This window comes from Actinoplanes sp. NPDC049668 (genome assembly GCF_044465445.1).
Taxonomy (GTDB): Bacteria; Actinomycetota; Actinomycetes; order Mycobacteriales; family Micromonosporaceae; genus Actinoplanes.
The window spans coordinates 211,247-217,649 of the sequence record NZ_JBITLR010000010.1 but is presented as its reverse complement, the minus strand read 5'-3'; the positions used below and the strand labels follow the sequence as shown (position 1 = coordinate 217,649).

6 protein-coding genes are annotated in these 6,403 nt (G+C 69.0%); 3 read left to right on the top strand and 3 right to left on the bottom strand.

The window, feature by feature from the left end:
* Positions 1 to 1,511 precede the first annotated feature (1,511 nt).
* The 3 genes from ACIBSW_RS36855 to ACIBSW_RS36845 all read left to right on the top strand — a co-directional run bounded on the left by ACIBSW_RS36855 (position 1,512) and on the right by ACIBSW_RS36845 (position 4,408).
* Positions 1,512 to 2,585, top strand: a complete 1,074-nt coding sequence (locus ACIBSW_RS36855; RefSeq protein WP_354722641.1) for an NAD-dependent epimerase/dehydratase family protein — start codon at positions 1,512 to 1,514, stop codon at positions 2,583 to 2,585.
* Between the two features lie 64 nt (positions 2,586 to 2,649).
* Positions 2,650 to 3,453 carry a WecB/TagA/CpsF family glycosyltransferase gene (locus tag ACIBSW_RS36850; protein ID WP_354722647.1) on the top strand — a complete coding sequence of 268 codons (804 nt, stop codon included), beginning with the start codon at positions 2,650 to 2,652 and terminating at the stop codon, positions 3,451 to 3,453.
* Positions 3,454 to 3,727: 274 nt separating this feature from the next.
* Positions 3,728 to 4,408 carry a hypothetical protein gene (locus ACIBSW_RS36845; protein ID WP_354722640.1) on the top strand — a complete coding sequence of 227 codons (681 nt, stop codon included), beginning with the start codon at positions 3,728 to 3,730 and terminating at the stop codon, positions 4,406 to 4,408.
* Positions 4,409 to 4,528: 120 nt separating this feature from the next.
* On the opposite strand, the gene ACIBSW_RS36840 is transcribed toward ACIBSW_RS36845, so the two are convergent.
* The 3 genes from ACIBSW_RS36840 to ACIBSW_RS36830 all read right to left on the bottom strand — a co-directional run bounded on the left by ACIBSW_RS36840 (position 4,529) and on the right by ACIBSW_RS36830 (position 6,265).
* Positions 4,529 to 4,981 (bottom strand): hypothetical protein, encoded by a 453-nt coding sequence (locus ACIBSW_RS36840; protein WP_354722639.1) that lies wholly within the window; start codon positions 4,979 to 4,981, stop codon positions 4,529 to 4,531.
* Between the two features lie 214 nt (positions 4,982 to 5,195).
* Positions 5,196 to 5,420 carry a DUF397 domain-containing protein gene (locus tag ACIBSW_RS36835; RefSeq protein WP_354722638.1) on the bottom strand — a complete coding sequence of 75 codons (225 nt, stop codon included), beginning with the start codon at positions 5,418 to 5,420 and terminating at the stop codon, positions 5,196 to 5,198.
* On the bottom strand, positions 5,384 to 6,265 hold the full coding sequence (locus ACIBSW_RS36830) for a helix-turn-helix transcriptional regulator (protein WP_354722646.1): 882 nt from the start codon (positions 6,263 to 6,265) through the stop codon (positions 5,384 to 5,386). Before ACIBSW_RS36830 ends, ACIBSW_RS36835 begins: the two co-directional genes overlap by 37 nt.
* Positions 6,266 to 6,403 lie beyond the last annotated feature (138 nt).

Genomic DNA, 6,403 nt, shown 5'->3' with positions numbered 1-6,403 from the left:
CGCAGCGTGTCGTCACCCACAGATGTTTTCGCGCAGCGTGTCGATCACCCACACGCTGGTCACCCGCAGCGTGTCGACCACCCGCAGCCCGGTCACCCGCAGCGTGTCGTCACCCACAGATGTTTTCGCGCAGCGTGTCGATCACCCACACGCTGGTCACCCGCAGCGTGTCGACCACCCGCAGCCCGGTCACTCACAGCCTGGGCACCCGGAGCATGTCGGTCACCCGCAGCCCGATCGCCCGGAGGGTGGTGTCGGTTGTGGGGCGCTGGTCGTGTCGGTGAAAGCCAAGGGCAGCAGCATGTGGGGCTTTAGCCCCCACCCTGCCTCTCTCCACCCGGCCCAACCCCAACCCGCCCAACCCCACGCAAACCCTTTCGGCGCGACCGCCCGGCTCCATGCATCCGTGCGCCCCGGGTGACCGCCCCACTCCACCCACCCAGCACCTCTAGGGAAGACCGCTCGCTTCACCCACCCAGCACCCTCGCGGCGACCACCGGCTCCACCCACCCAGCGCCCTCGGGGAGACCGCCCGCTTCACCTACCCAGCACCTCCGGGGCGACCGCCCGCTTCACCTACCCACCGCCCTCGCGGCGACCACCGGCTCCACCTACCCAGCACCCTCGCGGCGACCGCCCGCTTCACCTACCCAGCACCTCCGGGGCGACCGCCCGCTTCACCTACCCACCGCCCTCGCGGCGACCACCGGCTCCACCTACCCACCACCCTCGCGGCGACCGCCCGCTTCACCTACCCAGCACCTCCTGGCGACCGCCCGCTTCACCCACCCACCGCCCCTCGCGGAAGACCGCCCGCTTCACCTACCCAGCACCTCCGGGGCGACCGCCCGCTTCACCTACCCACCGCCCTCGCGGAAGACCGCCCGCTTCACCTACCCACCACCCTCGCGGCGACCACCGGCTCCACCCACCCACCACCCTCGCGGCGACCGCCCGCTTCACCTACCCACCGCCCTCGCGGAATCCACCGGCTCCACCCACCCAGCACCTCCGGGCGACCACCGGCTCCACCCACCCAGCACCCTCGCGGCGACCACCGGCTCCACCCACCCACCGCCCTCGCGGAGACCGCCGGCTCCACCCACCCAGCACCTCCGGGCGACCACCGGCTCCACCCACCCACCGCCCTCGCGGAGACCGCCGGCTCCACCCACCCAGCACCTCCGGGCGACCACCGGCTCCACCCACCCAGCGCCTCCGGGCGACCACCGGCTCCACCCACCCAGCGCCCTCGCGGAGGCCGCCCGCTTCACCCCACCCGGCGCCCTCGGGGTGGTCGCTGTTCGGTGCGTGAGGTGAAGGGTGTGGGCGGGCGGGGGTGTGGGGGCGGGCAGGGTGGTGGGCTTTTGGGTGCGCGGAGGGTGATGGATGGAGGGGTGGGGTGGGCTTGTGGTTGGGGGAGGGGGTCCGATTGGGTGACAACGGAGCGTGAGCGTGGGCGCGTTATGCTCTCGTCTGATTTTCCGTAACCGACCTCTGGAGAGTTCCTCGTGGCCGTCGCCCTGGTAACCGGATCGGGTGGTCTCATCGGCTCCGAGGCGGTCCGGCACTTTGCCGGGCTTGGCCTCGATGTTGTTGGGATCGACAACGACATGCGGCAGGAGTTCTTCGGCGCGGAGGCCTCGACGGCCTGGAACGTGCAGCAGCTGACCAGTGACCTCGGGTCGGCCTACTCGCACCACGGGGTGGATATTCGGGACCGGGACTCGCTGGCGAAGATCTTTCAGCGGTACCGGTCGGAGATCGCGGTGGTCATCCACACCGCGGCGCAGCCGTCGCATGACTGGGCCGTGCGTGATCCGTTCACCGACTTCGACGTGAACGCCGGTGGCACGCTCAACATGTTGCAGAACACGCGGGAGTACTGCATCGACGCGGCGTTCATCCACTGCTCCACCAACAAGGTGTACGGCGATACGCCGAACCGGCTTCCGCTGGTCGAGCAGGAGACCCGTTGGGAGATCGACCCCTCGCACGCGTATGCGGACGGCATCACCGAGGACATGTCGATCGACCACTGCCTGCACTCGGTGTTCGGGGCGTCGAAGGTTGCGGCTGACGTGATGGCGCAGGAGTACGGGCGCTATTTCGGCATGAAGACCGCGATCTTCCGGGGTGGCACGCTGACCGGGCCGGCGCACTCGGCGACCGAGCTGCACGGCTTCCTCGGGTACGTGATGCGCGCCAACATGGAGCGGCGGCTGTACCGGATCTTCGGCTACAAGGGCAAGCAGGTCCGCGACGCCATCCACAGCCACGACGTGCTCAGCGCGTTCGAGGCGTTCTTCCGCAACCCGCGCTCGGCGGCGGTGTACAACCTCGGCGGCGGCCGGCACTCGAACTGTTCGAACCTCGAGGCGTTCGCGATGGCCGAGAAGATCAGCGGCACCGAGATGGTCACCGAGTACGTCGACGAGAACCGGATCGGCGACCACCAGTGGTGGATCGGCTCGATGGCCGCGTTCCAGGCCGACTACCCGGAGTGGAAGCAGGTCTACGACGTCCCGATGATCCTCCAGGAGATCTACGAGGCGAACGTCGACAAGTGGGTTCCAGCGGCATGAGCGACTGCACCGAGCGCAGCGAGGGCCAGGAGCACATGCCAAAGAGGGGCGGAGTGAAGTCGTGATCTCCCAGGGCAAGAGGAACGTTCTCGGCGTCCTGGTCGACGCGATCGACTACGAGGCCGCGACGGCGCAGATCATCGAGGCGGCGCGCGAGCGCCGGCCCTACGCGGTGACCGCGCTGGCCGTGCACGGCGTGATGACCGGCGTGCAGGACCGGGCGCACAACGCCCGGCTCAACTCCTTCGACCTGGTCACCCCCGACGGCCAGCCGGTGCGCGGCGCGCTCAACCTGCTACACAAGGCCGGCCTCACCGACCGGGTGTACGGCCCCGAGCTCACCCTGCGCGTGCTGCGCCAGGCGGCCGCGGAGGGCCTGCCGGTCTACCTGTACGGCTCGACTGAGCCGACGCTGGAGAAGCTGGTGCCGGCGCTGGAGCGGATGTTCCCCGCGCTGAAGATCGCCGGTGTCGAGGCGTCGAAGTTCCGCAGCGTCCAGCCGGGCGAGGACGCCGGGATCGCGGACCGGATCAAGGCGTCGGGCGCGCGCATCGTCCTGGTCGGGCTTGGCTGCCCGCGCCAGGAGATCTTCACGTACGCGATGCGCCCGCTGCTCGACATGCCGCTGCTCGCCGTCGGTGCGGCGTTCGACTACCACGCGGGCCTGCTCCGGAACCCGCCCGCGTGGATGCAGAAGTACTCCCTCGAGTGGCTGTGGCGGCTCGGGCTGGAGCCGAAGCGGCTCTGGAGGCGTTACATCCTGCTGAACCCGGCGTACCTGTCGCGGTTGGCGGCGCAGCGGCTCGGCCTGTGGAAGGCGACCCCGCCCGCGCCGGCCACCGAGCCGGTCACGAGTTTCGCGGTCTGACGGCGGTGCCGGGGTCCGCCGCGTCGCCGCCGGGACCCCGACCGACCTCCCCAGGTCGAGCCGTCCGCGCCCGGCAAATGCATCGCTGGGCATCTGGCACCCGACACTAGGACACACGTCACTGTCGTAACAGGGGCCATTGTCCACTTCGCCCATTGGAGTGAGCGCTCCGCGTAATTGTTCCAATACGTGGAGTTGCTGACCGTCCCCTACGGGTACCCGGTCAGGGCATATCCCGGTTCTGTTCCTTGCGCGGCAGGTGAATTCTGTCGATGTGAACACCGCAACGGACCTCATCCCGATCGGTCTGCTCGCCGCGATCTGGCTCGCCGCCGGACTCCTGGCCGAGACGCTGCCCGGCGTCCGCACGGCCCGCGAGCTGCGCCGTCGCGCCCGCGGGCTGTCCATGCTGGTCGGTGGCGGCGTCGCGGCGCTCATCGCCGTACCGATGGCGACCGGCGCCCTGCCGGGTGATTCCGCTGCGGCGGGCGCCGTGCTGCTGCCCGCCGTACCGGCGGCGTTCGTGATTCTGGTGAGCGCGCGCCGCGTCACCCAGGTCCGGCGCGGCGCGGGCGCGTTCGCCACCGCCCCGCTGACGCCGGCGCCGCCGGCCCTGCGCGCCGCGGCCGCCCACCCGCTGGTCGCCACCCCGCTGCAGGTCACCGGCCTGGCCGCGCTGGCCGGCGTGCCAATCGCCGCCGGGATCGTGGAGCTGCCCGGCGCCGACATGGCCGGGGTCGCGCTCACCGCGGTCGGCGTCGGCGTCCTGGCCCTGGGCATCCGGCACGCGATCCGGCACAGCCGACTCAACGTCGCCGTCCTGGCGCCGATCGGCCGGGCCGGCCTGCGGGCCCTGCCGACGATGCGCACATCCACACCGGCCGAGACCTACGCCGCACCGCCGGAGGAGCACGATGCGGCGATCATGGCCGTCCCCGCCGAGCGGGCCGCGTAACTACTCGCGCCGAGCCTCCCGGACGTAGAGCAGTCCCAGGACCGACCGAGCGGCGCGTAACTACTCGCGCCGAGCCTCCCGGACGTAGAGCAGTCCCAGGACCGACCGAGCGGCGCGTTACTACTTGCGCCGGGCCTCCTGGACGTAGAGCAGCTCCAGGATCGACCGGGCGGCCTCGAACCAGCGGTCCAGCCAGCCGGACTCGGGCATCGTGCCGCGGGCCGGCAGCTCGAGCAGCAGGCCGCGCAGCAGCGGGTGGTCGGCCATCGACAGCGAAGCGGAGGCGTCGACCCAGCCACCCGACCCGAACACCGGCTCGGTAAGGCCCTGCAGGTCCAGCGAGGGCAGCTTCGTCGCCCGCTCCAGCGCGCTGGTCGGCTCGATCGGCGTGCGGGTCGGCAGGCCCGAGGAGAGGCTGGAGCCGGTGCCGGCGCGCGAGATCAGCTCACCGTCGCCGTTCTCGGCGGCCAGGGCCGCCTCCCGGCGGGTCTGGCGGTACGCGCTCACGCCGCCGCTGAACCGATCCTGCGCGGTGGAGGATCCGTTGCTGAGGTTGTCGGAACCAATCGTCATCTTGTTTCGCCTTGCCTCGCTCGTTTCGAAGGCCTGCCCTCACCGTCACTGGAGGGGGACGGTCAGCCGTACGGGCCGACGACGGTTCGGAGCGCGGTCCGGTCCGCGCTTAGAGCGTTCAACGAGGCCGACGCCGAGGGGCGACGGTACAAAATGGGCGAAATGCGACCGCCGCCCCCGCGCTCTCGGCGGGGGCGGCCAGGTGTGTCGTGCTCTACAGGTCGAACTCGCCGTCCTTGGCGCCTCCTACGAAGGCGTCCCACTCGCCGGCGGTGAAGATCAGCGCAGGTCCTGTCGGGTTTTTCGAGTCGCGGACCGCGATGGCCCCGTCCACGTAGGCCACCTCGACGCAGTTGTCACAGTTCGGGCCACTGCGAGTGCTCTTGAACCACTGCGCGCGGCTCAGATCGATCCGGAAACCTTTGGTCTCAACTTCCACAATGGCTCCTCTGCCAGCATAGCGATCATGTTTCTGGACTCCTCAGGTGAGAGGGCCGTCGCCCGGATGGTCTCGAAGATGGTGTTGTACTTGCGGAGGTCATCGCTCTTCTCCAGAAAGAGCCCACCGGTGGCGTTCTCACTGAACACCACATCCGGATCTTCGGCATCCGGAAAGTCCAGGATCGCGAACGTGCCATCCATGCCGGCGTGGGCACCCGCCGCGAACGGCAGGATCTGGAGCGTGACGTTGGGCAACCGGGTCGCCTCGACCAACCGGAGCAATTGATCTCGCATGACCTCGTCGCCACCGACGGGGCGACTCACCACCGCTTCATCGAGTACCACCCAAAGATCGATCGGATCGTCCTGAATCAATAACGCCTGGCGCGCCATTCGGACTCGTACCCGTTGCTCTATTTCTCGATCGCTGTCACCCAGTCGGGCGGCCCTAATCATGGCAATCGCGTACTTATCGGTCTGAAGTAGACCTGGTATGACCTGCTGTTCGTACGCGCGGATCGACTTGGCTGCGGCCTCCAGGCCGACATAGGCGCCGGTGAGCACCGTGCTGAACGGGTGCCACCAACCTTTTTGACGCGCCTCCCGGGAAATTTGTACCAATTCTTCCGATGCGACGCCGCTAATGCCGTAAATGTCCAACATGTCCTTGACATCGCGTGGCGTGGCACTCGTATGACCCGTCTCGATCCTGGACACCTTGGACGGCGAACAGCCGAGACGGTCGGCCACCACGTCGATCGTCACGCCGGCCTCGTCGCGGTACCTACGAAGTTCGGCACCGAGTCGGCGGCGGCGGATAGTGGGGCTGCGGCGCGGATTCACGCTCACCTCCGGACTGCGTGGCACTGTGCGACGGAACGACTACGCGGCGTCCGCCGTACGGTGTTTGTCGGGATCAGTGTCTCTGTTGATCTCTTGATCCTTCAAGTGTCCACAGTGATCGTTAGATCACTTTCGGCT